At 57.6% G+C, this 24,264-nt stretch carries 26 protein-coding genes and 1 tRNA gene; 3 read left to right on the top strand and 24 right to left on the bottom strand.

Going from position 1 to position 24,264, the window contains the following annotated elements; genetic code table 11:
* Window positions 1-40 precede the first annotated feature (40 nt).
* The 18 genes from bamB to trmJ all read right to left on the bottom strand — a co-directional run bounded on the left by bamB (window position 41) and on the right by trmJ (window position 15,163).
* Window positions 41-1,192 carry an outer membrane protein assembly factor BamB gene (bamB, locus tag EAH74_RS30870; RefSeq protein ID WP_123368324.1) on the bottom strand — a complete coding sequence of 384 codons (1,152 nt, stop codon included), beginning with the start codon at window positions 1,190-1,192 and terminating at the stop codon, window positions 41-43.
* A complete protein-coding gene (locus EAH74_RS30865) occupies window positions 1,185-1,826 on the bottom strand; it encodes a tetratricopeptide repeat protein (RefSeq protein WP_140683988.1) in 642 nt (213 codons plus the stop codon). The genes bamB and EAH74_RS30865 overlap by 8 nt, the downstream gene beginning before the upstream one ends.
* Window positions 1,827-1,866: 40 nt before the next feature.
* Window positions 1,867-3,156 carry a histidine--tRNA ligase gene (gene hisS, locus EAH74_RS30860; RefSeq protein ID WP_140683986.1) on the bottom strand — a complete coding sequence of 430 codons (1,290 nt, stop codon included), beginning with the start codon at window positions 3,154-3,156 and terminating at the stop codon, window positions 1,867-1,869.
* Between the two features lie 24 nt (window positions 3,157-3,180).
* A complete protein-coding gene (gene ispG / locus EAH74_RS30855) occupies window positions 3,181-4,290 on the bottom strand; it encodes a flavodoxin-dependent (E)-4-hydroxy-3-methylbut-2-enyl-diphosphate synthase (protein WP_010457850.1) in 1,110 nt (369 codons plus the stop codon).
* Window positions 4,291-4,293: 3 nt separating this feature from the next.
* Entirely contained in the window at window positions 4,294-5,322 is a 1,029-nt protein-coding gene (locus EAH74_RS30850) for a RodZ domain-containing protein (protein ID WP_140683984.1), read from the bottom strand.
* On the bottom strand, window positions 5,322-6,080 hold the full coding sequence (pilW, locus tag EAH74_RS30845; RefSeq protein WP_123368320.1) for a type IV pilus biogenesis/stability protein PilW: 759 nt from the start codon (window positions 6,078-6,080) through the stop codon (window positions 5,322-5,324). Before pilW ends, EAH74_RS30850 begins: the two co-directional genes overlap by 1 nt.
* Window positions 6,081-6,092: 12 nt before the next feature.
* Window positions 6,093-7,241 carry a 23S rRNA (adenine(2503)-C(2))-methyltransferase RlmN gene (gene rlmN / locus EAH74_RS30840; protein ID WP_008147747.1) on the bottom strand — a complete coding sequence of 383 codons (1,149 nt, stop codon included), beginning with the start codon at window positions 7,239-7,241 and terminating at the stop codon, window positions 6,093-6,095.
* Window positions 7,242-7,269: 28 nt separating this feature from the next.
* Complete coding sequence (gene ndk / locus EAH74_RS30835; protein ID WP_007916882.1) at window positions 7,270-7,695, bottom strand: nucleoside-diphosphate kinase; 426 nt, start codon at window positions 7,693-7,695, stop codon at window positions 7,270-7,272.
* Window positions 7,696-7,787: 92 nt separating this feature from the next.
* Complete coding sequence (gene iscX, locus EAH74_RS30830; RefSeq protein ID WP_123368318.1) at window positions 7,788-7,988, bottom strand: Fe-S cluster assembly protein IscX; 201 nt, start codon at window positions 7,986-7,988, stop codon at window positions 7,788-7,790.
* A 14-nt stretch (window positions 7,989-8,002) separates the two neighbouring features.
* Complete coding sequence (gene fdx, locus EAH74_RS30825; protein WP_140683982.1) at window positions 8,003-8,344, bottom strand: ISC system 2Fe-2S type ferredoxin; 342 nt, start codon at window positions 8,342-8,344, stop codon at window positions 8,003-8,005.
* Window positions 8,345-8,346: 2 nt separating this feature from the next.
* The gene (gene hscA / locus EAH74_RS30820) at window positions 8,347-10,209 is read right to left on the bottom strand and encodes a Fe-S protein assembly chaperone HscA (RefSeq protein WP_123368316.1); all 1,863 of its coding nucleotides are present in this window, start codon (window positions 10,207-10,209) and stop codon (window positions 8,347-8,349) included.
* 51 nt (window positions 10,210-10,260) lie between these two features.
* A complete protein-coding gene (gene hscB, locus EAH74_RS30815; RefSeq protein ID WP_140683980.1) occupies window positions 10,261-10,782 on the bottom strand; it encodes a co-chaperone HscB in 522 nt (173 codons plus the stop codon).
* Window positions 10,783-10,790: 8 nt separating this feature from the next.
* Entirely contained in the window at window positions 10,791-11,114 is a 324-nt protein-coding gene (iscA, locus tag EAH74_RS30810; RefSeq protein WP_007903589.1) for an iron-sulfur cluster assembly protein IscA, read from the bottom strand.
* Window positions 11,115-11,148: 34 nt separating this feature from the next.
* Window positions 11,149-11,535, bottom strand: a complete 387-nt coding sequence (gene iscU / locus EAH74_RS30805) for a Fe-S cluster assembly scaffold IscU (protein ID WP_003443374.1) — start codon at window positions 11,533-11,535, stop codon at window positions 11,149-11,151.
* An 84-nt stretch (window positions 11,536-11,619) separates the two neighbouring features.
* Window positions 11,620-12,834 carry an IscS subfamily cysteine desulfurase gene (locus tag EAH74_RS30800; RefSeq protein ID WP_074873944.1) on the bottom strand — a complete coding sequence of 405 codons (1,215 nt, stop codon included), beginning with the start codon at window positions 12,832-12,834 and terminating at the stop codon, window positions 11,620-11,622.
* Window positions 12,835-12,884: 50 nt separating this feature from the next.
* Window positions 12,885-13,376 carry a Fe-S cluster assembly transcriptional regulator IscR gene (gene iscR / locus EAH74_RS30795; RefSeq protein ID WP_007903581.1) on the bottom strand — a complete coding sequence of 164 codons (492 nt, stop codon included), beginning with the start codon at window positions 13,374-13,376 and terminating at the stop codon, window positions 12,885-12,887.
* Window positions 13,377-13,613: 237 nt separating this feature from the next.
* Window positions 13,614-14,390 carry a serine O-acetyltransferase gene (cysE, locus tag EAH74_RS30790; RefSeq protein WP_140683978.1) on the bottom strand — a complete coding sequence of 259 codons (777 nt, stop codon included), beginning with the start codon at window positions 14,388-14,390 and terminating at the stop codon, window positions 13,614-13,616.
* A 2-nt stretch (window positions 14,391-14,392) separates the two neighbouring features.
* On the bottom strand, window positions 14,393-15,163 hold the full coding sequence (trmJ, locus tag EAH74_RS30785; RefSeq protein ID WP_140683976.1) for a tRNA (cytosine(32)/uridine(32)-2'-O)-methyltransferase TrmJ: 771 nt from the start codon (window positions 15,161-15,163) through the stop codon (window positions 14,393-14,395).
* 146 nt (window positions 15,164-15,309) lie between these two features.
* Between trmJ and suhB the strand changes: the two genes are divergently transcribed.
* Window positions 15,310-16,125 carry a type III secretion system regulator SuhB gene (suhB, locus tag EAH74_RS30780; protein WP_008147729.1) on the top strand — a complete coding sequence of 272 codons (816 nt, stop codon included), beginning with the start codon at window positions 15,310-15,312 and terminating at the stop codon, window positions 16,123-16,125.
* 251 nt (window positions 16,126-16,376) lie between these two features.
* Here the strand turns inward: suhB and EAH74_RS30775 are convergent, their stop codons facing one another.
* The 6 genes from EAH74_RS30775 to queA all read right to left on the bottom strand — a co-directional run bounded on the left by EAH74_RS30775 (window position 16,377) and on the right by queA (window position 22,467).
* Window positions 16,377-16,928: a glycine zipper 2TM domain-containing protein gene (locus EAH74_RS30775; RefSeq protein WP_123368311.1), complete on the bottom strand. Its 552-nt coding sequence runs from the start codon at window positions 16,926-16,928 to the stop codon at window positions 16,377-16,379.
* A 121-nt stretch (window positions 16,929-17,049) separates the two neighbouring features.
* Window positions 17,050-17,964: a protein translocase subunit SecF gene (gene secF, locus EAH74_RS30770; RefSeq protein WP_140683974.1), complete on the bottom strand. Its 915-nt coding sequence runs from the start codon at window positions 17,962-17,964 to the stop codon at window positions 17,050-17,052.
* 9 nt (window positions 17,965-17,973) lie between these two features.
* Window positions 17,974-19,842, bottom strand: coding sequence for a protein translocase subunit SecD (secD, locus tag EAH74_RS30765; protein WP_123368310.1), 1,869 nt, complete (start codon window positions 19,840-19,842; stop codon window positions 17,974-17,976).
* Window positions 19,843-19,905: 63 nt separating this feature from the next.
* On the bottom strand, window positions 19,906-20,244 hold the full coding sequence (yajC, locus tag EAH74_RS30760; protein WP_111450288.1) for a preprotein translocase subunit YajC: 339 nt from the start codon (window positions 20,242-20,244) through the stop codon (window positions 19,906-19,908).
* Between the two features lie 43 nt (window positions 20,245-20,287).
* Complete coding sequence (tgt, locus tag EAH74_RS30755; protein ID WP_170206650.1) at window positions 20,288-21,403, bottom strand: tRNA guanosine(34) transglycosylase Tgt; 1,116 nt, start codon at window positions 21,401-21,403, stop codon at window positions 20,288-20,290.
* 14 nt (window positions 21,404-21,417) lie between these two features.
* Window positions 21,418-22,467 (bottom strand): tRNA preQ1(34) S-adenosylmethionine ribosyltransferase-isomerase QueA, encoded by a 1,050-nt coding sequence (gene queA / locus EAH74_RS30750; protein ID WP_140683970.1) that lies wholly within the window; start codon window positions 22,465-22,467, stop codon window positions 21,418-21,420.
* A gap of 107 nt (window positions 22,468-22,574) precedes the next feature.
* Here queA and EAH74_RS30745 point away from each other — a divergent pair.
* A tRNA-Leu gene (locus tag EAH74_RS30745) sits at window positions 22,575-22,659 on the top strand.
* Between the two features lie 104 nt (window positions 22,660-22,763).
* Entirely contained in the window at window positions 22,764-23,840 is a 1,077-nt protein-coding gene (locus EAH74_RS30740) for a GTP pyrophosphokinase (protein ID WP_140683968.1), read from the top strand.
* Window positions 23,841-24,264: the final 424 nt, after the last annotated feature.

Raw genomic sequence — 24,264 nt, 5'->3', positions numbered from 1 at the left:
CGGGGCTGCCTGGGGTTTAACCCCAAGCATAGTCAAACCTTTACTTAATGGTCAGGGCTTCCAGTTTGCCACTGTTGCCATACAGATAAATCGTGTCACCCACCACCAGCGGACGGGCACGCAGGCCATCGCTGTCGATGCGCTCGCGGCCGACGAAACGACCGTCCACCTGGCTCAGCAGATGCAGGTAACCTTCCATATCACCGACTGCAACATAGCTGGAGAACACTTCCGGAGCCGACAGTTGACGACGGGCCAGCGAATCGTTGCTCCACAAAGCTGTGGTGGAACGTTCGTCGACGCCTTCAACGGTGCCCGAAGACAGGCTCACGTAGACGCTGCCAAAACCCTGGGCGACACCGGCATAGCTGGAAGCATCACGCTGCCAAAGCTGACGACCGCTTTGCAGGTCCAGTGCCGCAACGCGACCCTGGTAGCTGGCGACATACAGCGTTTCGCCGGAAAGCAGCAGGCCACCGTCGATATCGACAACGCGCTCCAGTTCCGAACGACCCTGTGGAATTGCTACACGTTGTTCCCACACCGGCACGCCGTTGGAAATATCGAGAGCGACCACTTTACCGGTCGACAGGCCAGCCACCGCGAGGCGGTTGGTGACGATCGGCGCACTGGTGCCGCGCAGGGTCAATACCGCCGGAGTACTGTCATACAACCAGCGCTGGGTGCCGGTAGCGGCATCCAGACCGATCAGACGGTCATCCTGAGTCTGAACTACAACGACATCACCGTTGTTGGCCGGCGGTGCGAGGACTTCACTGGACACGCGAGCGCGCCATTTCTCTTCACCGTTGATGGCGTCCAGGGCAACGATTTCACCCTTGATCGTACCGAACATGACCAGACCGTAACCCACGCCAACGGCGCCGGAAACAGGCAGCTCAAGGTCCTTCTTCCATTTGACGTCGCCATTGCTGCGATCCATCGCCATCACCACACCGGTGACGTCGGCGGCATAGATGGTATCGCCATCGATTGCCGGAACCAGCATGTTATACGTTTCGCCCTGACCGTTACCGATCGAACGACTCCACTGCTTGTGCAGAACCACTTCTTCTTTGAAGTCGGTCAGCTCGGCCGGCGGCAATTCTTTTTTGCTGTTGCTGCTGCAACCCGCGGCCAATATGGCCAGAGCCAGCAATGCTGCATGTTTCCAACGAATCACGTCACGCATCCCCTTTGGCCAGGTCGTCCAGCTTGATTTGTAGGCCACCCACTGCCGCTTCATCCGACAGTGCCGCCTTGGCTTTTTGATACGCCGTGTTCGCTTCGTCGGTACGACCCAACTGCACCAGCAGGTCGCCTTTGAGTTCTTCGCGAGTGGCCAGGAATGCTTTATCGGCATCGCCTTCGAGCAGTTTCAGGGCTTCATCGGCCTTGTTCTGCGCGGCCAGCACCTGCGCCAGACGCTGACGAGCAATTTCGCCCAGCGCCGGGTTGGCCGGTTTGGCAACAATGGCTTTCAGCTCGCTGGCTGCGTCATCCAGCTTGGCGCTGTCGACCGCAACTTTTGCCACGAACAGGCTGCCGTACTGCGCGTAAGCGCTACCGCCGAACTCGCTGTTGAGCTTGCCGGACAGGTCCGCAACACGGGCGGCATCAGGCTTGCCGTCTGGCGTCAGCGTGGTTTCCAGCAGTTGCTGATAGAGCATCGAGGCGCCTTGCGACTGATTGCTCTGATACTTGTGAAAGGCCTGCCAGCCGAACACGATGACCAGCGCCAACAGGCCGCCAGTGACCAGGGGCTTGCCGTTGCGTGTCCACCAGTCCTTCAAATCCGCCAGATGTTCGTCTTCGGTACTCGACACCCCAATACTCCTTAATCGCTAAATCGGCTGTTTGACAGCTTCAACCCTGCACGACGCAGGTGGCCAGGTGTGCAGCAAGCGCATCCCAGGCAATGCTTTGTTGTTCGCCCTGGCCACGCAGGGGTTTGAAACCTACCACTTGCTGGGCCATTTCGTCGTCACCAAGGATCAGCGCGTACAACGCACCGCTCTTGTCGGCTTTCTTGAATTGGCTTTTGAAGCTGCCGGCGCCAGCATTCACTTGCAGGCGCAGGTTGGGCAATTGATCACGAACACGTTCACTCAGGGCCAGACCGGCCAACTCGGCGGCCTCACCGAAGGCGCAGAGGTAAACATCGACCTGACGGGAAATCTCTTCCGGGATCTGCTCCAGGGTTTCAAGCAGCAGCACCAGGCGCTCGATGCCCATGGCGAAACCAACGCCAGGGGTCGGCTTGCCGCCCATTTGCTCCACCAGACCGTCGTAGCGACCACCGGCACACACGGTGCCTTGGGCGCCCAGCTTGTCGGTGACCCATTCGAAAACGGTCTTGCTGTAGTAATCCAGCCCGCGAACCAGCTTCGGGTTGATCACGTAAGGAATGCCGGCGGCGTCCAGGCGAGCCTTGAGGCCCTCGAAGTGCACGCGGGATTCTTCGTCCAGGTATTCGGCCATTTTTGGCGCGTCGACCAGGATCGCTTGGGTATCGGCGTTCTTGGTATCCAGAACCCGCAGCGGGTTGGTCTTCAGACGGCGCTGGCTGTCTTCGTCCAGCTTGTCCAGATGCGCGGACAGGAACTCGACCAGCGCTTCACGGTAGCGACCGCGCGACTCGGCAGTGCCCAGGCTGTTGAGTTCAAGCTTGACCGCATCACGGAGGCCCAGCTCGCCCCACAGGCGCCAGGTCAGCACGATCAGCTCGGCGTCGATGTCCGGACCGTCGAGGTTGAAGACTTCGCAACCGATCTGGTGGAACTGGCGATAACGGCCTTTCTGCGGACGTTCGTGGCGGAACATCGGGCCGATGTACCAGAGTTTCTGTACCTGACCGCCGCCGGTGATGCCGTGCTCGAGCACCGCACGCACGCAGGCCGCTGTGCCTTCGGGGCGCAGGGTCAGGGAGTCGCCGTTGCGGTCGTCGAAGGTGTACATCTCTTTTTCGACGATGTCGGTCACCTCACCGATGGAGCGCTTGAACAGCTCGGTGAACTCGACGATCGGCATGCGGATCTGCTTGTAACCGTAGTTATCCAGCAAACGCGAGACGGTGCCTTCGAAATGACGCCACAGGGGGGTCTGCTCGGGCAGGATGTCGTTCATGCCACGTATGGCTTGCAGAGACTTGCTCACTATAAATCCTTAAATTCGTTCGACTTAGCCGCGCGCAATGACTGCTGCGTCAGCTTCGACCTTTTCGGCCGCTTTCTGGCGGATCAAGCGTTCAAGCTCATCCACCAGATTGTCATTCGTCAGTTTCTGCGACGGCTTGCCGTCGATGTAAATCAGGTTTGGCGTGCCGCCGGTCAAGCCGATATGGGCTTCCTTGGCTTCGCCCGGTCCGTTGACCACGCAACCGATGACCGCGACATCCAGCGGCACCAGCAGGTCTTCGAGGCGCCCTTCCAGTTCGTTCATGGTTTTGACCACATCGAAGTTCTGCCGCGAGCAACTCGGGCAGGCGATGAAGTTGATGCCACGGGAACGCAGATGCAGGGACTTGAGAATGTCGTAGCCGACTTTCACTTCCTCGACCGGGTCGGCCGCCAACGAGATGCGAATAGTATCGCCAATCCCTTCGGCGAGCAGCATACCGAGGCCCACGGCGGATTTCACCGTGCCTGAACGCAAACCACCGGCTTCGGTGATGCCCAGGTGCAGCGGTTGGACGATTTCCTTGGCCAGCAAGCGGTAAGCGGCGACGGCCATGAACACGTCGGAAGCTTTCACGCTGACCTTGAAGTCCTGGAAGTTCAAACGTTCAAGGTGCTCGACGTGACGCAGGGCAGATTCAACCAGCGCTGCCGGGGTCGGCTCGCCGTATTTCTTTTGCAGGTCTTTTTCCAGGGAACCGGCGTTCACGCCGATGCGGATCGGAATCCCGCGATCACGAGCGGCATCGACTACCGCACGCACGCGGTCTTCGCGACCGATGTTGCCCGGGTTGATTCGCAGGCAGTCAACGCCGAGTTCGGCTACGCGCAGAGCGATCTTGTAGTCGAAGTGGATGTCGGCAACCAAAGGTACTTTGACCAGTTGCTTGATCTTGCCGAAGGCTTCAGCGGCATCCATGTCGGGCACGGAAATTCGCACGATATCGACGCCAGCAGCTTCCAGACGATTGATCTGGGCCACGGTGGCGGCGACGTCGTTGGTGTCGCTGTTGGTCATGCTCTGCACAGCGATAGGTGCATCGCCGCCAACGGGCACGTTACCGACCCAGATCTTGCGGGATTCGCGACGTTTGATTGGAGATTCGCCGTGCATGACTTATTGACCCAACTTCAGGCGAGCAGTCTCGCCACTGGTGAATGGAGCAACATCAACCACCTGACCGTTGTAACTGATCTGCGCGCCACGGGCGTAGCCCAGACGCACGGAAAACGGCGGTTTGCCGCTGACAGAAACGTTTTCGCCTTTACGCTTGAGACCGCTCAACAGCACTTTACCGCTGCCATCGGTCACTTGCGCCCAGCAATCGGCAGTGAATTGCAGTTGAACCTGACCCTGGCCAGCAACCGGAGCAGCCGCTGCTGGAGCGGGAATGGTCGGAGTAACCGAGGCGCTCGCAGGCGGCGTCGATACAACAGGAGCAGTCGGGGATGTCGGGGCCGGAGTCGCGACAACCGGAGCAGTGCTATGCGCAGGTGTAGCGGACGTTGGCGCTGGTGCAACCGGTGCAGCAGGCGCAGTCGCTTCACCTTCGGCCGGCGCTTCAGCCGACGTCTCGGCTTGCGGCAACGCAAGAGCGGTTGTGCCATCAACCTGACCTTCCGCGACAGCCTGGTCTTCCGGCTCGTCCAGCGGATGGATCTGGGTGGTGCCGTCAGCGCCTTCGACTTCAACGTGTTCCGGGCTCAGGCTAGTCAGGTCTTTGGTGCGCAATGAGGTCTGATCCTGCCACCAAATAAAACCACCACCAATCACTGCGAACAGCAACAGCAGGCTGACAACTCGCAAAATGGTGTGGGAAACCCTAACCGGCTCTTCGATACGTCCCAGGCTATGAACGTTGCTGCCCTGGGAGTCGGTGCCGGTGGATTGGTCGAACTGTTGGACGAGTACGGTTTGATCCATGCCGAGCAATTTCGCGTAGGCGCGAATATAACCGCGAGCAAACGTATGCCCAGGCAGCTTGTCGAAAGCGCCGGCTTCCAGATTGCTCAGGGAATTGACGGTGAGGTTGAGCTTGAGGGCCACTTCGGCCAGCGACCAGCCATTGCTTTCGCGGGCCTGGCGTAAAGTTTCACCGGGATTAACGCGATTCGCTGCTACAACTTCGGGATGCGCCGCTTTCATCATTGCTCCGACAGGTATTGCTGATATTCCGGCGTACCGGGATAGAGTCGTTTTAGTTGCAGGCCAAAACTGGCGGCCTTGTCGCGATCATCAAACACTTTTGCCAGCCGAACGCCGAGCAATAGACTACGTGCATTTTGCTCGGTGAGCAGGCTAAAACGATCGTAATAGTCACGCGCGGGCACATAATGCCTGTCTTCGAAGGACAACTCAGCCATTTCCAGCAATGCACGTGGCTGTTGGCGATTCAAACGCAGGGATTTTTCCAGCTGCTGCTGCGCCAGATCGCGCTGCCCCAGCTTTGAAGCGGTCATTCCGAGGTTCTCGAACACCCGCGAACGCTCAGGATACAAGGTATCGGCGGCGGCCTGTTCAAAGCGCTCGTAAGCTTCTTTGTAGCGTTTCTCTTCGAAAAGAAAACTGCCGTAGTTGTTCAGGATTCGCGCATCGTTGGGGCGGGAAGACAGCGCCTTGCGAAAATGCTGATCCGCCAGCTCCGGCTCCATCTCGGCCTGGAATACCAGACCCAGCGCAGCGTTGGCATCCGGATCCGAGTCATCCAGATCCAGCGCTTTCTTCAACGGTACTTTCGCCCGTTCGGTCATGCCCTGCTGCAAGTACCCCAAGCCCAGCTGCACATAGGCAACGCGCGCTTCATCGCGGCCCTTGCTGGTCTTCATCGGGTTGAAATCGCCCGACAGGACACAGCCAGCACACAGGCTGGCCAACAGCAAAAGCAGCGCGAAGCGCAGGGACATAGAGATCCTCTCTTAATTATTGTTCGCAGCGTTTGTTGCGATATCGTTTTCGGCGCTTAACTCGCGCACGGCGATATAACGTTCGCTGCGACGGGTGCGATCCAGCACCTGTCCTACCAATTGGCCACACGCGGCGTCGATGTCTTCACCGCGGGTGGTGCGTACGGTGACATTGAAGCCGGCATGGTGAAGCTGATCCTGGAAACGACGAATCGCGTTGTTACTCGGGCGCTCGTAACCGGAATGCGGGAACGGGTTGAACGGAATCAGGTTGATCTTGCACGGGATGTTCTTGAGCAACTCGATCATTTCGACCGCGTGTTCGACCTTGTCGTTGATGTCCTTGAGCAAAGTGTACTCAATGGTCAATACGCGCTTCTCGCCCAGGGACGACATGTAGCGCTGGCACGACTCGAGCAGCATCTTAAGCGGATACTTCTTGTTGATCGGCACCAATTGGTTACGCAATGCGTCGTTCGGTGCGTGCAGGGACAACGCCAGGGAGACGTCGATGTGCTTGGACAGCTCATCGATCATCGGCACCACACCCGAGGTAGACAGGGTTACGCGGCGCTTGGAGATCCCGTAGCCCAGGTCATCCATCATCAGATGCATGGCAGCCACGACGTTGTCGAAGTTCAGCAGCGGCTCACCCATGCCCATCATCACCACGTTGGTGATGGCACGGTCGGCGGTCGCCGGGATGCTGCCGAACGATTTATTGGCAATCCACACCTGGCCGATGACTTCGGCGGCAGTGAGGTTGCTATTGAAACCTTGCTTGCCGGTGGAGCAGAAACTGCAATCCAGGGCACAGCCTGCCTGGGACGAAACGCACAAAGTGCCGCGTTTGCCCTGGGGAATGTACACGGTCTCGACGCAGCTACCGGACGCCACGCGCACCACCCACTTACGGGTGCCGTCGGTGGAGATGTCCTCGCTGACCACTTCAGGACCGCGAACCTCGGCAATAACCTTGAGCTTGTCGCGCAAGGCCTTGCTGACGTTCGTCATGGCGTCGAAATCATCGACGCCAAGGTGGTGAATCCATTTCATTACCTGACCGGCACGGAAACGCTTCTCCCCGATTGAGTCGAAGAATTTTTCCATTTCCAGCTGAGTCAGACCCAGCAGGTTGGTTTTTACAGTCGATGTAGTCATGGATTCACCTTCACTCTTAAGCCAATGCTTAGCGAGTGGTTACTTCAGTAGCTGCGAAGAAGTACGAGATTTCGCGAGCAGCAGCGGCTTCGGAGTCCGAACCGTGTACAGCGTTGGCATCGATGGAGTCAGCGAAGTCAGCGCGGATGGTACCGGCTGCAGCTTCTTTAGGGTTGGTAGCGCCCATCAGCTCACGGTTCAGAGCGATAGCGTTTTCGCCTTCCAGAACCTGAACGACAACCGGACCGGAGATCATGAAAGCAACCAGGTCACCGAAGAAACCACGAGCGCTGTGCTCAGCGTAGAAGCCTTCAGCTTCAGCTTTGGACAGTTGCTTCAGTTTCGAAGCTACAACGCGCAGGCCAGCTTTTTCGAAACGAGTGGTGATCTCGCCGATAACGTTTTTTGCAACAGCGTCAGGCTTGATGATGGAGAAAGTACGTTGAACAGCCATGGTGTAACTCCAGAAACGGTAATTTGCGAAAAATTAAACCCGCGAATTATACGCGGGTTCTTTGGTATTGCCTAACTGCATACGGCGCAGACTCAGTCTGCTTCTTCGATCCAGGCGGCCTGAATGGCTTCAAGCACCTTCTCGCCACCGCGGGTCGGATCATCACTGAACTCCGGCAATGCCAGCACCCATTTGTGCAGATCGACGAAGTTCACATAATGCGGATCCACATCCGGCTTGGATTCAGCCAATTGGATCGCGATTTCCAGCACATCAACCCATTTCAGACTCATTTCAGTTCCTTGAATCAGTGCGGCGCTTCAGCCGCATGGTTGACCGAGTATTTCGGAATTTCAACAGTCAGGTCTTCATTCCCGACGATCGCCTGACAGCCTAGACGCGATTGCGCCTCCAGACCCCAGGCACGATCAAGAAAGTCTTCTTCCAGCTCATCCGCCTCTTCCAGCGAGTCGAAACCTTCGCGGATGATGCAGTGGCAGGTAGTGCAGGCGCAAACGCCGCCACAGGCGCTTTCCATCTCGATATGGTGTTCGTGGGCCAGCTCGAGAATGGATGTGCCAGGCTCAGCCTCCACAACCATGCCGTCCGGACAAAACTTCTCGTGTGGCAGAAAAATGACCTGCGGCATCGTTATTCCTCAATCTCATTCAGGTTGCGCCCCGCCAGCGCGGCTTTCACCGTCGAGTCCAGGCGGCGGGCAGCAAAGGCGTCGGTCACTTGCGACAGACGCTTGGTCTGCTGCTCGATGGCGTAACCATCGGTGCCTTTCATCAATTCGGTCAGTTCCTGCATCTGTAATTCGATGACCATGCGTTCTTCGGCGTCAAGCAAGCGCTCTCCATCGACATCGAGGGCGCCCTGCACCGCTTCGATCAGGCGTTGGGCATCGACCTGCTGTTCACGCAACACACGAGCGACCTTGTCGTCGTTGGCGTGCTGGAACGAATCCTTGAGCATCTTGGCAATTTCACCATCCGTCAGACCGTAGGACGGCTTGACCTGGATGCTGGCCTCAACGCCCGAACCCAGTTCGCGTGCCGCGACGCTGAGCAGACCGTCGGCATCGACCTGGAAGGTCACGCGAATCTTCGCCGCACCGGCCACCATCGCTGGAATGCCGCGCAATTCGAAGCGTGCCAGGGAGCGGCAGTCGCTGATCAGCTCGCGCTCGCCCTGCAATACGTGGATCGCCATGGCCGACTGGCCATCTTTATAAGTCGTGAAGTCCTGAGCACGGGCGACAGGGATGGTGGTGTTGCGTGGAATCACCTTCTCCATCAGTCCGCCCATGGTTTCCAGCCCCAGGGACAACGGAATCACGTCAAGCAACAGCAACTCATCGCCATCGCGCTTGTTGCCGGCCAGCGTATCGGCCTGGATCGCGGCACCGATGGCCACCACTTGATCCGGATCGATTTCGGTCAACGGTTCGCGGCCGAAGGCTTCAGCGACGGCTTCGCGGACGCGAGGCACGCGTGTCGAACCGCCCACCATGACCACCGCGTGCACTTCGTCCAGCTCGATGCCGGAATCACGCACAGCGCGGCGACAGGCTTTCAGGCTGCGGGCAACCATTGGCTCGATCAGCGCATTGAAGGCTTCACGGGTCAGCTCGGCTTTCCAGTCGCCATAAGCGACTTCAACGGACGAGGCATTGGTCAGAGCTTCTTTGGCCGCACAAGCGGTTTGCAGCAGATTGCGTTGTGCACCCGGATCGAGGTCGGCGGACAGACCGGCGCTCTCGATGATCCAGCCAGCGATTGCATGGTCGAAGTCATCGCCGCCCAGCGCGCTGTCGCCGCCGGTAGCCAAAACCTCAAACACACCGCCGGTCAGGCGCAGAATCGAAATATCGAAGGTGCCGCCGCCCAGGTCATAAATGGCAACCAGGCCTTCGGCGTGTTGATCCAGACCGTAGGCCACAGCGGCAGCGGTCGGCTCATTGAGCAGACGCAGCACATTCAGACCGGCCAGTTTGGCCGCATCCTTGGTGGCTTGACGCTGAGCATCGTCGAAATAGGCCGGAACGGTGATCACCGCGCCCACCAGTTCGCCACCCAACGTCGCTTCGGCGCGTTGACGCAGCACTTTCAGGATATCGGCGGAAACTTCGACCGGGCTTTTCGGGCCCTGAATCGTGTCGATGAACGGCATGTGCGACTCGCCGCCGACGAAGCGGTACGGCAGTTGGTCGCCCAATTGCTTGACGTCGGACAGACCACGACCCATCAAGCGCTTGACCGACAGCACGGTGTTCAAGGGATCGGTGGCGGCAGCCAGTTTGGCCGACTCGCCGACCTCGACACGATCGGCGTGATAGCGCACGGCAGACGGCAGGATGACCTGCCCGTCTGCGTCAGCCAGGGGTTCGGAAAGACCACTGCGCAATGCAGCGACCAGCGAATTGGTAGTGCCCAAGTCGATCCCCACAGCCAGACGACGCTGGTGCGGTTGAGGACTTTGGCCGGGTTCGGCGATCTGCAGTAGGGCCATCGTTATCAGGACTTATCTGTATATCAGGCGTGCGACCGGAGCGGCACTGGGTTAATCGTCGAGGCGCTCTTCTAACTGGCGCACTTCGTAGGTGAGCTTGTCGAGGAACTGCATGCGCCGCATCAGGCGCTCGGCCTGCTCGCGGTGCGCCGCATCATTCCAACAAGCCGCGAAGCTTTGGTTCAGTACATCCTGGGCGATTTTCAGGCGACGCTTGAACACTGCAACACCGGCCAGATCGGCACTGTCCTGCAGGTCTTCGAGCTCTTCACGCAGCTCCATCTGCTGCAGAAGGAACTCCGGATCATGCACCGTGACCTCCAGCGGCAGCTCACCACCATTCAAGGCGAGCAAGTAACGCGCGCGCTTGGGTGGACTTTTGAGCGTCTGGTAGGCCTCGTTGAGGCTCGCGGATTGCTCTAGCGCCAACCGCTGCTCACGCTCGGAAGCGTCAGCAAAGCGGTCCGGATGAACACTGCGCGCCAACTCACGGTAGCGCGTAGCCAGCTGGTCGAGGTCCAGATTGAAACTCGGTTGCAGCTCAAATAAAGCGAAATGACAAGGAGTACCCACGACAAGCCTCAGATGTTGAAGCTTTCGCCGCAGCCACATTCACCGCGCACGTTGGGGTTGTTGAACTTGAAGCCTTCGTTCAACCCTTCCTTGACGAAATCGAGTTCGGTGCCGTCCAGGTAGGCCAGGCTTTTCGGGTCGATGATCACTTTCTCGCCGTGACTTTCGAACACCTGATCCTCTGCAACCACCTCGTCGACAAACTCCAGCACGTAGGCAAGGCCGGAACAGCCTGTGGTGCGAACACCCAGACGAATCCCTTCACCTTTGCCGCGCCCGTTGAGGGAGCGTCGCACGTGTTGAGCAGCCGCTTCTGTCATGCTGATAGCCATCGGTGACTCCTTACTCGTCGCCAAAACTTGAAAGTCAGATCAAGCCTTTCTTCTGCTTGTAGTCGCGAACGGCCGCTTTGATGGCGTCTTCAGCAAGTACGGAGCAGTGAATTTTTACTGGCGGCAGGGCCAGTTCTTCAGCCAGCTGAGTGTTTTTGATGGTCTCTGCTTCATCCAGAGTCTTGCCTTTCATCCACTCGGTCGCCAGGGAGCTGGAGGCGATAGCCGAACCGCAACCGTAGGTCTTGAACTTGGCGTCTTCGATGATGCCTTGCTCGTTGACCTTGATCTGCAGACGCATCACGTCGCCGCACGCTGGGGCGCCGACCATGCCGGTGCCGACATCAGGGTCTTCCGCGTCCATCTTGCCGACGTTGCGCGGGTTCTCGTAGTGGTCGATGACCTTTTCGCTGTAAGCCATGATTCTTAATCCTCACTCATCAGAGAGTCGCTCTTGAAGCCCTGCGCCCGAGGGTTCACAGGGCCGGTTTGCGGCGACTTGAAATCAGTGTGCCGCCCACTCGATTTTCGAAATGTCGACACCGTCTTTGTACATGTCCCACAGCGGCGACAGAGTGCGCAGCTTGGTAACGGCCTCGCAGACTTTCTGCGCGGCGTAGTCGATTTCTTCTTCGGTGGTGAAACGGCCGAAGGTGAAGCGAATCGAGCTGTGTGCCAGTTCGTCGTTGCGGCCCAGGGCGCGCAGTACGTACGAAGGCTCAAGGGAAGCCGAGGTGCAGGCCGAACCGGACGAAACCGCCAGATCCTTGAGCGCCATGATCAGCGACTCGCCTTCAACGTAGTTGAAGCTCAGGTTCAGGTTGTGCGGTACGCGGGCGGTCATGCTGCCGTTGATGTACAGCTCTTCCAGGCCTTCGACCTGCTTGAAGAAGCGGTCGCTCAGGGCCTTGATGCGGATGTTCTCGGCAACCATGTCTTCTTTGGCTACGCGGAAAGCTTCGCCCATGCCGACGATCTGGTGGGTCGCCAGGGTGCCCGAACGCATACCGCGTTCGTGACCGCCGCCGTGCATGGTCGCTTCGATGCGAACACGCGGCTTGCGGCTCACGTACAGTGCGCCGATGCCTTTAGGGCCGTAGGTTTTGTGGGCAGAGAACGACATCATGTCGACTTTCAGCTTCGACAGGTCGATGTCGACCTTGCCGGTGGACTGAGCAGCGTCGACGTGGAACAGGATGCCCTTGGAGCGGGTCAGTTCGCCGATGGCTGCGATGTCGTTGATGGTGCCGATTTCGTTGTTCACATGCATGACCGAAACCAGGATGGTGTCGTCACGCAGGGCAGCTTCGATCATCTCTGGGGTGACCAGACCATCAGTGCGAGGCTCGATGTAAGTGACTTCGAAGCCTTCACGCTCCAGTTGGCGCATGGTGTCGAGGACAGCCTTGTGCTCAATCTTGGTGGTGATCAGGTGTTTGCCTTTGGTGGCATAGAAATGCGCCGCACCCTTGATTGCCAGGTTGTCGGACTCGGTGGCACCGGAGGTCCAGACGATTTCACGCGGGTCGGCGTTGACCAGGTCAGCGACCTGACGACGAGCGTTTTCGACGGACTCTTCAGCTTTCCAGCCGAACACGTGAGAACGGGACGCCGGGTTACCGAAGTTTCCGTCAACCAGCAGGCATTCACTCATTTTTTGCGCTACACGCGGATCAACCGGGGTGGTCGCAGAGTAATCAAGGTAAATCGGCAATTTCATGGACTATCTCCTAAATCAGGCTGGCTGGCGTGCCGCTAGCTCTTTGGCTGTCATTCGACGGCGGACGCTTCAATCTTGTCCAGGCGTGGCGCCTTGCTGTTGCAACGGCGCTGATCCTGACGCTGGGCTACTTCTTGTACCTCACGGCGAGTGACAAGATCAGCCAAGCTGATACCGCTGAGAAATTCGTGAATCTGCAGGCTCAGATCGCACCACAAGTGGTGGGTCAGACAGGTATCGCCTTGATGGCAATCACCCTGGCCCTGGCATTTGGTTGCATCGACCGATTCGTTCACCGCATCGATCACCTGAGCGACCTGGATACCCTGCATGTCGCGCGACAGCTGGTAGCCACCGCCTGGACCACGGACGCTGGACACCAGATTGCTGCGGCGCAATTTGGCGAAAAGCTGTTCGAGGTAGGACAGGGAGATGCCTTGGCGCTCGGAGATATCGGCCAGGGACACCGGCCCGTGCTGCGCGTGCAACGCCAGGTCAAGCATGGCGGTCACGGCGTATCGGCCTTTTGTAGTCAGTCGCATGGACAGTTACCACGGAGTTCAGAATGGGGCGAGTATGCAATTCCCGAGTATTTAAGTCAACTATAAGACCTAGTACTTTAGTCAGGATTACCCGCAAAAGAGCGCGCGCATCATAGCAAAGGCTGGCGGCGTACAGCCAGCAATTGCGCGTTATCGTTCATCGCGAGCAGGCTCGCTCCCACAGGTGACCGCATTCCAATGTGGGAGCGAGCCTGCTCGCGATGAAGTTGACTCGGTTTAGCCGGCCTGGCTCTGATCCTTGTCCTTCACACAGGCAAAGTCTTCTTCGCGCAGTTCAGGCAGATCTTTCGCACAGTAATTGCTCCCCAGATCCTTCAGCGCCCCGCACATCCCTTCAAGTCGACCATCTACAGCCTGCAGATGATCGAGCAACTGGTTAATGGCTCGAGCCACTGGGTCCGGCATGTCTTCACCGACACCATAGGCATCAAAACCGATCTTCTCGGCCATGGCCTTACGCTTGGCATCTTGCTCATCGTCAGACTTGACGATGATCCGACCTGGAATTCCGACCACCGTCGCACCCGCCGGAACCGCCTTGGTGACCACCGCATTGGAACCGACCTTGGCGCCGGCGCCAACCGTGAACGGGCCAAGCACCTTGGCCCCTGCCCCGACCACCACGCCATCTTCAAGCGTCGGGTGACGCTTGCCCTTGTTCCAGCTGGTGCCACCCAGGGTCACGCCCTGATAAAGAGTGACGTCATTGCCGATCTCAGCGGTTTCACCGATGACGATGCCCATGCCATGGTCGATAAAGAAGCGACGACCGACCTTGGCACCCGGATGAATTTCGATCCCGGTCAACCAGCGACCGAAGTTCGACACCAGTCGCGCCAGCCATTTCCAGCCCATGCCCCACAGGGCCGACGACAGACGGTGGATCCAGATGGCGTGCATGCCCGGGTAGCACGTCAGAACTTCAAAGGCGTTGCGCGCTGCCGGATCACGATGGAAAACACTCTGGATATCTTCACGCAAACGCTCGAACATTTTTAATCCTTCCGCTTAAGAAGCTCACCACGGGCCGCTTTCTGGGTTTCCGTGAGGATGCCACGCAATATATTCATTTCCGCCCGGCTGACCGAGCTGCGTCCGTACAACCGGCGCAGGCGCGCCATCAAGTGTCGTGGCTTTTCCGGATCGAGGAATTCAATGGCCACCAGGGTTTGCTCCAGGTGTTCATAGAATCGTTCCAGCTCATCCATGGTCGCCAGCTCACCACTTTTGGTGGACGCCACTTCATCCTTCTCGACCTTGCTCGGCTGACCTTGGGCCGCGAGCCAGGACATTCGCACTTCATAGCTCAACACCTGCACCGCCGCCCCAAGGTTCAGCGAACTGAACTCAGGGTCTGATGGGATGTGCACGTGATAATGACATCGCTGCAGCTCTTCATTGGTCAGGCCGGAATCTTCACGACCAAAGACCAAGGCGATCTCAGCACCCTGCGAGGCCTCTTCCACAACCTTCACTCCGCATTCGCGGGGATCGAGCAACGGCCAGGGAATGCGACGGTCACGGGCGCTGGTGCCGAGCACCAGATTGCAGCCAACCAAGGCATCTTCCAAGGTGGCGACGACTTGCGCGTTTTCAAGGATGTCACCGGCACCGGAAGCACGAGCATCGGCCTCGTGGTGCGGGAACAAACGCGGTTCGACCAGCACCAGCCGCGACAGGCCCATGTTCTTCATGGCACGCGCAGCCCCGCCGATATTGCCCGGATGGCTGGTATTGACCAGGACGACACGAATGTTTTGCAGCAAGGGAGGCGCTCTCGAACACTTTAATGGGGAGCAGAATCTTACAGCTCAACCTACCGTTAAGCTATGAAAGCGAACACTGACCTTCACCTGTAGAAACTTTCTGATAGAATGCCCGGCTTTCTTTAACAACCTTAGGTGACACATCCATGCAGCCCATGCTGAATATCGCGCTGCGCGCCGCCCGCAGCGCCAGTGAATTGATCTTCCGCTCCATCGAGCGCCTGGATACCATCAAGGTCGACGAAAAAGACGCCAAGGATTACGTATCCGAGGTGGATCGCGCCGCCGAGCAGAAAATCATCGACGCGCTGCGCAAGGCCTACCCTACCCACGGCATTCTCGGTGAAGAAACCGGCATGCACCCTGGTAGCGGCGAAGGCGAAGAATACCTGTGGATCATCGATCCGCTGGACGGCACCACCAACTTCCTGCGCGGCATTCCTCACTTCGCTGTCAGCATCGCCTGCAAATACCGCGGTCGCCTGGAACACGCTGTTGTTCTGGACCCGGTTCGCCAGGAAGAATTCACCGCCAGCCGTGGTCGTGGCGCTCAACTGAACGGTCGTCGTCTGCGCGTCAGCGGCCGCACCAGCCTGGACGGCGCCCTGCTGGGTACCGGTTTCCCGTTCCGCGATGACCAAATGGACAACCTCGACAACTACCTGGGCATGTTCCGCGCCCTGGTTGGCCAGACTGCCGGCATCCGCCGCGCCGGCTCGGCGAGCCTGGACCTGGCTTACGTAGCGGCCGGCCGTTTCGACGCATTCTGGGAGTCGGGCCTGTCCGAGTGGGACATGGCTGCAGGCGCCCTGCTGATCCAGGAAGCCGGCGGTTTGGTGAGCGACTTCACCGGCGGTCACGACTTCCTTGAGAAAGGCCACGTCGTTGCCGGTAACACCAAATGCTTCAAAGCAGTACTGACGGCCATCCAGCCGCACCTGCCGGCCTCGCTGAAACGCTAAGCGAGCAGCCACAAAAAAGCACCCTTCGGGGTGCTTTTTTTATGCCTGTAATCCGAGCTCAACAACATCACCGATCAACTGTGGGAGCGAGCCTGCTCGCGAAGCGGTGTATAAGCCACCACCATTGTCGGATGTGACGACGCCTTCGCGAGCAGGCTCGCTCCCACAGGGGATAGTTGGCGACATGAAAATCCGGGCACAAAAAAAAGCACCCCGAAGAGTGCTTCTTTTTGACTCTCAAACCTGAATATTTAGCGGTTCTCTTCGTTCTGCCCCAGGACTAGCTTGCCTTCCTTATCGACCGGAATCTGGTTGCCTGGATCGCGATCCATCCGCACCTTGCCTTCCTTGCCATCCAGTGAATAACGGACGTCATACCCTACGACCTTGTCACTGATGTCATTCACCGTATTGCAGCGAGTTTGGGTCGTGGTGTAAGTGTCACGCTCCTGCATGCCTTCTTGCACCTTGTTACCCGCATAACCGCCGCCGACCGCACCGGCCACCGTGGCGATCTTCTTGCCAGTACCGCCGCCGATCTGATTACCCAACAGACCACCAGCCAGCGCACCGACCACCGTACCGGCGATCTGGTGTTGATCTTTCACCGGCGCTTGCCGGGTTACTGCAACGTCCTTGCATACTTCACGTGGCGTCTTGATTTGTGTCTTGACCGGTTCAACGGCTAAAACTTGCGCATACTCAGGGCCGCTTTTTTTAACGAGGCTGTAGGTGGCAACAGCACCCCCGGCCGTCACACCAACAGCACCCAATACTGCACCAACCAGCATCGACTTGTTCACATGAACCTCCTGACCATCACATGCGGGACATGCCCGCGCTTCTCCCAGCCTTGGAGCATAAAAAAAGGCGCGAGTTCAACACTCGCGCCTTCTCGGCCGACAGCTGGAAAAGCGATAGCCGTTATGGGCGGTCGTCGACTTCCTTATCGGTAGCCACTGCAGGAATCAGATCCTCAGTGCTCAGGTTCAGCCAGATCAGCACGACGTTGGCGATGTAGATCGACGAGTAAGTACCCGCCAACACACCGATAAACAGCGCGATGGAGAAGCCGAACAGGTTGTCGCCACCAAAGAACAACAGAGCCGCGATCGCCAGCAAAGTGGAGATCGACGTCGCCATGGTCCGCAGCAGGGTCTGGGTAGTCGAGATGTTGATGTTCTCGATCAAGGACGCCTTGCGCAGCACACGGAAGTTCTCACGAACCCGGTCGAATACCACGATAGTGTCATTGAGCGAGTAACCGATAATCGCCAGTACCGCCGCCAGCACCGTCAGGTCGAAGGTGATCTGGAAGAACGACAGGATACCGACGGTCACGATCACGTCGTGAATCAGCGAAACGATGGCACCGACCGCGAACTTCCACTGAAAGCGGAAAGCCAGGTAGATCAGGATGCCGCCGAGCGCCATCAGCATGCCGAGGCCGCCCTGGTCGCGCAGCTCTTCACCGACCTGAGGGCCGACGAATTCGACGCGCTTGACCGTTGCCGGGTTATCGCCGCCAACCTTCAACAGCGCTTCTGCCACTTGATGGCCCAGCTGCGGGTCTTCACCCGGCATGCGCACCAGCAAATCGGTAGTCGCACCGAAGCTCTGCACGATCGCCTCGTGATAACCCGATGTAACCAGCTGCTCACGCACCTTGGTGACGTCGGCCGGACGCTCGTAGGTCAGCTCGATGAGCGTACCGCCGGTGAAGTCCAGGCCCCAGTTCATGCCCTTGGTGGCAACACTGAACAACGCCAGTGCGGTAAGGAACAATGTGACGCCGAACGCAACGTTGCGAACGCCCATGAAGTTGATTGTACGTAACATGGCAGCCCCTTAAATCCACAACTTCTTGAAGTCACGTCCGCCGAAGATCAGGTTGACCATCGCGCGGGTCACCATGATGGCCGTGAACATCGAGGTAAAGATCCCGAGGGACATGGTCACTGCGAAACCTTTGACTGGACCGGTGCCCATCGCAAAGAGAATCCCGCCGACCAACAAGGTTGTCAGGTTGGCGTCGAGAATCGCGGTGAATGCCCGGCCGAAGCCTTCGTTGATTGCCCGTTGCACGGTCATGCCAGCCGCGATCTCTTCACGTATCCGCGAGAAGATCAGAACGTTGGCGTCGACAGCCATACCCATGGTCAACACGATACCGGCGATACCCGGCAGGGTCAGCGTTGCACCCAGCAGCGACATCAGGGCCAGCAGCAGCACCATGTTCACCGCCAGAGCGACGGTGGCGATGATGCCGAAGAAGCGGTAGATGGCCATGATAAACAGCGATACAAACAGCATGCCCCACAGCGATGCATCGATACCTTTGACGATGTTGTCGGCACCCAGGCTCGGGCCAATGGTACGTTCTTCAGCGAAGTACATCGGGGCAGCCAGACCACCGGCACGCAGCAGCAGCGCCAGTTCGGACGACTCGCCCTGGCCGTTCAGGCCAGTGATGCGGAACTGAGCACCCAGCGGCGACTGGATGGTCGCCAGGCTGATGATCTTTTTCTCTTCCTTGAACGTCTGGACCGGCACGTCTTTCTCGACGCCATTAACCACTTGCTTGACGTAAGTGGTAACCGGGCGCTGCTCGATAAAGATCACTGCCATGCTGCGACCGACGTTGCTGCGAGTCGCACGACTCATCAGCTCGCCACCGTGGCCATCCAGACGGATGTTCACTTCTGGCGTGCCGTGCTCGCCGAAGCCAGCCTTGGCGTCAGTGACCTGGTCACCGGTGATGATCAAGCCACGCTCGATCTGCGCCGGCGGACGCTTGCCTTCACGGAACTCGAAGGTTTCGGAAGTGGCTTTCGAAGCACCTGGCTCAGCGGCCAGACGGAACTCAAGGTTGGCCGTCTTGCCGAGAATACGCTTGGCTTCGGCGGTGTCCTGCACGCCCGGCAGCTCAACCACGATGCGGTTGGCGCCCTGGCGCTGAACGATTGGCTCGGCAACACCCAGCTCGTTGACGCGGTTCCGTACCGTGGTCAAGTTCTGCTTGATGGAGTATTCACGGATTTCCGCCAGCTTGGCCGGGGTCATCGCCAGACGCAGTACCGGTTGGCCATTGAGGTCGGCCGGAACAATGTCGAAATCGTTGAAGCTCTTGCGGATCAGCGTACGGGCTTGTTCGCGGGCTGCTTCATCAGTGAAGCCCAGCTGAATGGCACCGTTGAGTTGCGGCAGGCTGCGATAGCGCAGCTTCTCTTTACGCAACAGGCTCTTGACGTCGCCTTCGTAGACTTTCAGGCGCGCATCGAGCGCTTTGTCCATGTCCACTTCCAGCAGGAAGTGCACACCACCGGACAAGTCCAGACCCAGCTTCATCGGGTGCGCGGCCAGGCTGCGCAGCCATTGCGGGGTGGTTTGTGCCAGGTTCAGTGCAACGACGTAGTCATCACCCAATGCCTTGCGCACGACGTCCTTGGCAGGTAGCTGATCTTCAGCCTTGGTCAGACGAATCAGACCGCCCTTGCCGTTGGCGGCCAAAGTGGCAGCCTTGACGTTGATCCCGGACTCCTTGAGCGCAGCGCTCACACGGTCCAGATCAGCCTGATTGACCAACAGCGCAGTGCTTGCACCGCTGACCTGAATGGCCGGGTCATCAGGATATAGATTGGGAGCGGAATAAATCAGACCGACCGCCAGCACCGCCAGGATCAGAATGTATTTCCACAGAGGGTATTTGTTCAGCATCACGCCGCCCGCTTATGACGCGGGGCGCCTTGCGCGCCCCGTCGATTGAGTAGAAGTTGAAACTTAGATCGCTTTTAGCGTGCCTTTTGGCAACGTGGCGGCGATGGCGCCTTTCTGGAACTTCATTTCGATCGTGTCGGAAACTTCCAGAACAACGAAGTCGTCTGCCACTTTAGTGATCTTGCCGGCGATACCACCGGTGGTCACAACTTCGTCGCCTTTCTGCAGGCTGCTCAGCAGGTTCTTCTGCTCTTTGGCGCGCTTGGCCTGTGGACGCCAGATCATCAGGTAGAAGATGACCAGGAAACCGACCAGGAAAATCCACTCAAAACCGCCACCCATAGGGCCGGCAGCTGCCGGTGCAGCGGCGTCAGCCATGGCATTAGAGATAAAAAAGCTCATTTAGCACTCCAGTTGCAAATGTTGAATCTTGGGGTCAGAAAACTCAGTCCAAAGGCGGAACAGGTAACCCGCGTTTGACGTAGAAGGCATCGACAAAGGCGGCCAATGTACCCTGTTGAATAGCCTCGCGCAAACCAGCCATAAGCACCTGGTAATGGCGCAAATTGTGGATGGTATTCAACATGCTACCCAGCATTTCGCCACACTTGTCCAGATGGTGCAGATAAGCACGGGAGAAGTTCTGGCAGGTATAGCAATCGCAGGTCGGATCCAGCGGCGAATCATCATGGCGATGGAACGCGTTACGGATCTTCAGCACGCCTGTATCAATGAACAGATGCCCATTGCGGGCATTACGGGTTGGCATCACGCAATCGAACATGTCCACACCGCGGCGCACACCCTCAACCAGATCTTCCGGTTTGCCAACGCCCATAAGGTAACGAGGTTTGTCAGCCGGCATCTGACCCGGCAGGTAATCCAGCACCTTGATCATCTCGTGTTTCGGCTCGCCCACCGACAGACCGCCAATGGCCAGACCATCGAAACCAATATTGTCGAGACCTTCCAGGGAGCGCATGCGCAGATCCTGGTGCATGCCGCCCTGAACGATGCCGAACAGTGCCGCCGTGTTGTCGCCATGGGCTTCTTTCGAACGCTTGGCCCAACGCAACGACAGCTCCATCGATACCCGCGCGACGTCTTCGTCAGCCGGGTACGGGGTGCATTCGTCAAAGATCATCACGATGTCCGAGCCCAGATCGCGCTGGACCTGCATCGACTCTTCCGGGCCCATGAACACTTTGGCGCCGTCGACCGGAGAGGCGAAGGTCACGCCCTCCTCCTTGATCTTGCGCATGGCGCCCAGGCTGAACACCTGGAAACCACCGGAGTCGGTCAGAATCGGGCCTTTCCACTGCATGAAATCATGCAGGTCGCCGTGCTTCTTGATCACTTCAGTGCCAGGACGCAGCCACAAGTGGAAGGTGTTACCCAGAATGATTTCCGCGCCCGTGGCGACGATATCCCGCGGCAACATGCCCTTGACCGTGCCGTACGTGCCCACGGGCATGAAAGCCGGGGTCTCGACGGTACCGCGCGGAAAGGTCAAACGACCGCGACGAGCCTTGCCGTCAGTAGCAAGCAACTCAAACGACATACGACTTTGGCGACTCATTCTTTGTCCTCAGGGCCACGTGGTGCGGGGTTACGGGTGATAAACATCGCATCACCGTAGCTGAAAAATCGGTATTCATGCTCCACGGCGGCTTTGTAAGCGGCCATGGCTTCGGGATAACCGGCGAACGCCGAAACCAGCATCAACAGCGTGGATTCGGGCAAATGGAAATTGGTGACCAGGGCATCGACCACATGAAACGGGCGGCCCGGGTAGATAAAGATGTCGGTGTCGCCACTGAACGGCTTGAGCACGCCATCGCGCGCGGCACTTTCCAGGGAACGCACGCTGGTGGTCCCCACGGCCACCACGCGACCACCGCGAGCGCGGCAGGCCTCGACGGCATCGACCACGTCCTGACCGACTTCCAGCCACTCGCTGTGCATGTGGTGGTCTTCGATCTTCTCGACGCGCACCGGCTGGAACGTGCCCGCACCGACGTGCAAGGTCACGAATGCAGTCTCAACGCCCTTGGCAGCAATCGCCTCCATCAGCGGCTGATCGAAATGCAGCCCCGCCGTCGGCGCCGCCACCGCGCCCAAACGCTCGGCGTAGACCGTCTGATAACGCTCGCGGTCCGAGCCTTCATCCGGGCGGTCTATATAAGGAGGCAACGGCATGTGCCCGACGCGGTCGAGCAGCGGCAACACCTCTTCGGCGAACCCCAACTCAAACAACGCGTCATGGCGCGCCAGCATCTCGGCTTCGCCACCGCCGTCGATCAGGATCTTCGACCCCGGCTTCGGCGACTTGCTGGAACGCACATGCGCCAGCACGCGATGACTGTCCAGCACCCGCTCCACCAGGATTTCCAGCTTGCCGCCGGAAGCCTTCTGGCCAAAAAGCCGCGCCGGAATCACCCGGGTATTGTTGAACACCATCAAATCGCCCGGGCGCAAATGCTCAAGCAAATCAGTGAATTGACGGTGTGCCAGGGCGCCGCTGACCCCATCAAGGGTCAACAGGCGACTGTTGCGACGCTCGGCCAAAGGATGGCGGGCGATCAGCGAATCAGGGAGCTCGAAGGTAAAGTCAGCAACGCGCATGATGGGGTTCGTCTAGCAGGGCCGGGAAGTCTAGCGGAAATATCAAAAATTCTCCATGTACCTGATTGACCGACGGTTATCTCATCTCTATACTTCGCCGCCATTGAGCCCTGATGGCGGAATTGGTAGACGCGGCGGATTCAAAATCCGTTTTCGCAAGAAGTGGGAGTTCGAGTCTCCCTCGGGGCACCAAAATTAAGAAAGGTCTTGCTTTGCAAGGCCTTTTTTTTCGTCTGGCGTAAAAGTGGCGTAACCACCTCACCACTCATCGTCCGCTGCCTTTAAGGAGTTCCGTTTTGGGAAGGAAAGCCGCCCCCCGCGCACTAGCGAAAAAAAAAGTGACGACCTCCCTCTCGGTCCGCACGGATGACATGTGGACGAAAAATCCTGCAGTCATAAAGAAATTTCTGGACGCCAGGCCGCAGTTCGAGCAGCTGTGTAGCGAGGTCGAATACATTCTGAAAAAAAAGGTCTCGGCAGCGAACATTGAGACCTCATTTTTGGGATCTAGGGCTAAGACCCTTAATAGTTTTCTAGAAAAATTGAACCGTAAAAGCTACACGGACCCTTTCAACCAGTTAGATGATTTAGCCGGAGTCAGGGTGGTATGCCTATACAATAGCGACATACCTAAAGTCACTGAGATAATACGCACTGAGTTTGAAATAGTCCAAGAGATCGACAAGCGCGAAGAACTTGAAACAAATAAGTTTGGATATATCGGAAATCATTTCATAATCCGCTTAGGCAATAATTACTCGGGCGCGCGATACGATGATCTGCGGACTTTGAGATGCGAAATTCAAGTTCGCACCGTCGTACAGGACGCATGGTCCATAATCCAACATCACATGGTGTACAAAAAAGAGTCGCAAGTCCCATCTAATCTAATACGAAAACTCAATGGACTTGCGGGTTTATTCGAAACTGTAGACGATCAGTTCGAATTCATCAGAATGCAGCGTGACATGTATTTGGACAGCGTTCGAGAAAGTAAAAACGCACCAGACAACTTCTTAGAGAACGAACTTAACTACGACAGCCTTGTTGAGTTTGTGCAGTGGCGCTATAACGAAAATCTCGATGAAGACGACCGAGAAATCATCTCAACAATACTTGACACGCTGAATGAAATCGGCATATCAACACTAAAAGACATTGAACTCTTACTCGAGCAAAACCAGAAATTTATTGATCTGGCTGCAGAAGTTTACATAAATATCTGTCGAGAAGAGAATCCAGAAGGTGATGACTTTATTTGGGGGCCGATTAAAATAGCTGTCGCGATATCCGCCACCCCTGAATGGCGAAGTAAGTTTCCCTGGGGACGTAATTGGAGTAACGCGTTTATTCAAGCTGATAGCCAGCTCTAACGCTTTCATAAACAGCTACCTCGTTATCATGCTTTTATGCGGGTGCTTCGTAAGGACTCCCAAGCTGATAACGAGGGTTCGATTCCCTTCACCCGCTCCACTAATTTCAAGGCCTGTAGCTGTATTCATCCTTTACCGCATCCCGCTGGGGGCCGTATTGGGGGACGTTTGAAGAAATCAGTCGCAAGCAGCCGCAAAACCTGATCCCAACCCCCGTATAGGTGCCGATCCTAAAATCTGTGGGGGTTCGAAAAAAAGTAACATTAGTAATATCCCCTCTGAAAATCAGCTACAGCCCAAGCGAATCAAGGCGCTCAGCCGTTTTATGGAAAGGCGATACTTGAGCGATAGGAAGGCCATATTATTACCTTTCTATAAAGCTATATTTCGGTTCCTTAAAACCCAATGAATCCGGGGGGGGGGT

Source organism: Pseudomonas mandelii (assembly GCF_006438925.1).
Taxonomy (GTDB): Bacteria; Pseudomonadota; Gammaproteobacteria; order Pseudomonadales; family Pseudomonadaceae; genus Aquipseudomonas; species Aquipseudomonas mandelii_C.
The sequence above is the reverse complement of the archived record's forward strand: the minus strand, read 5'-3'. Positions and strand labels throughout refer to the sequence as shown.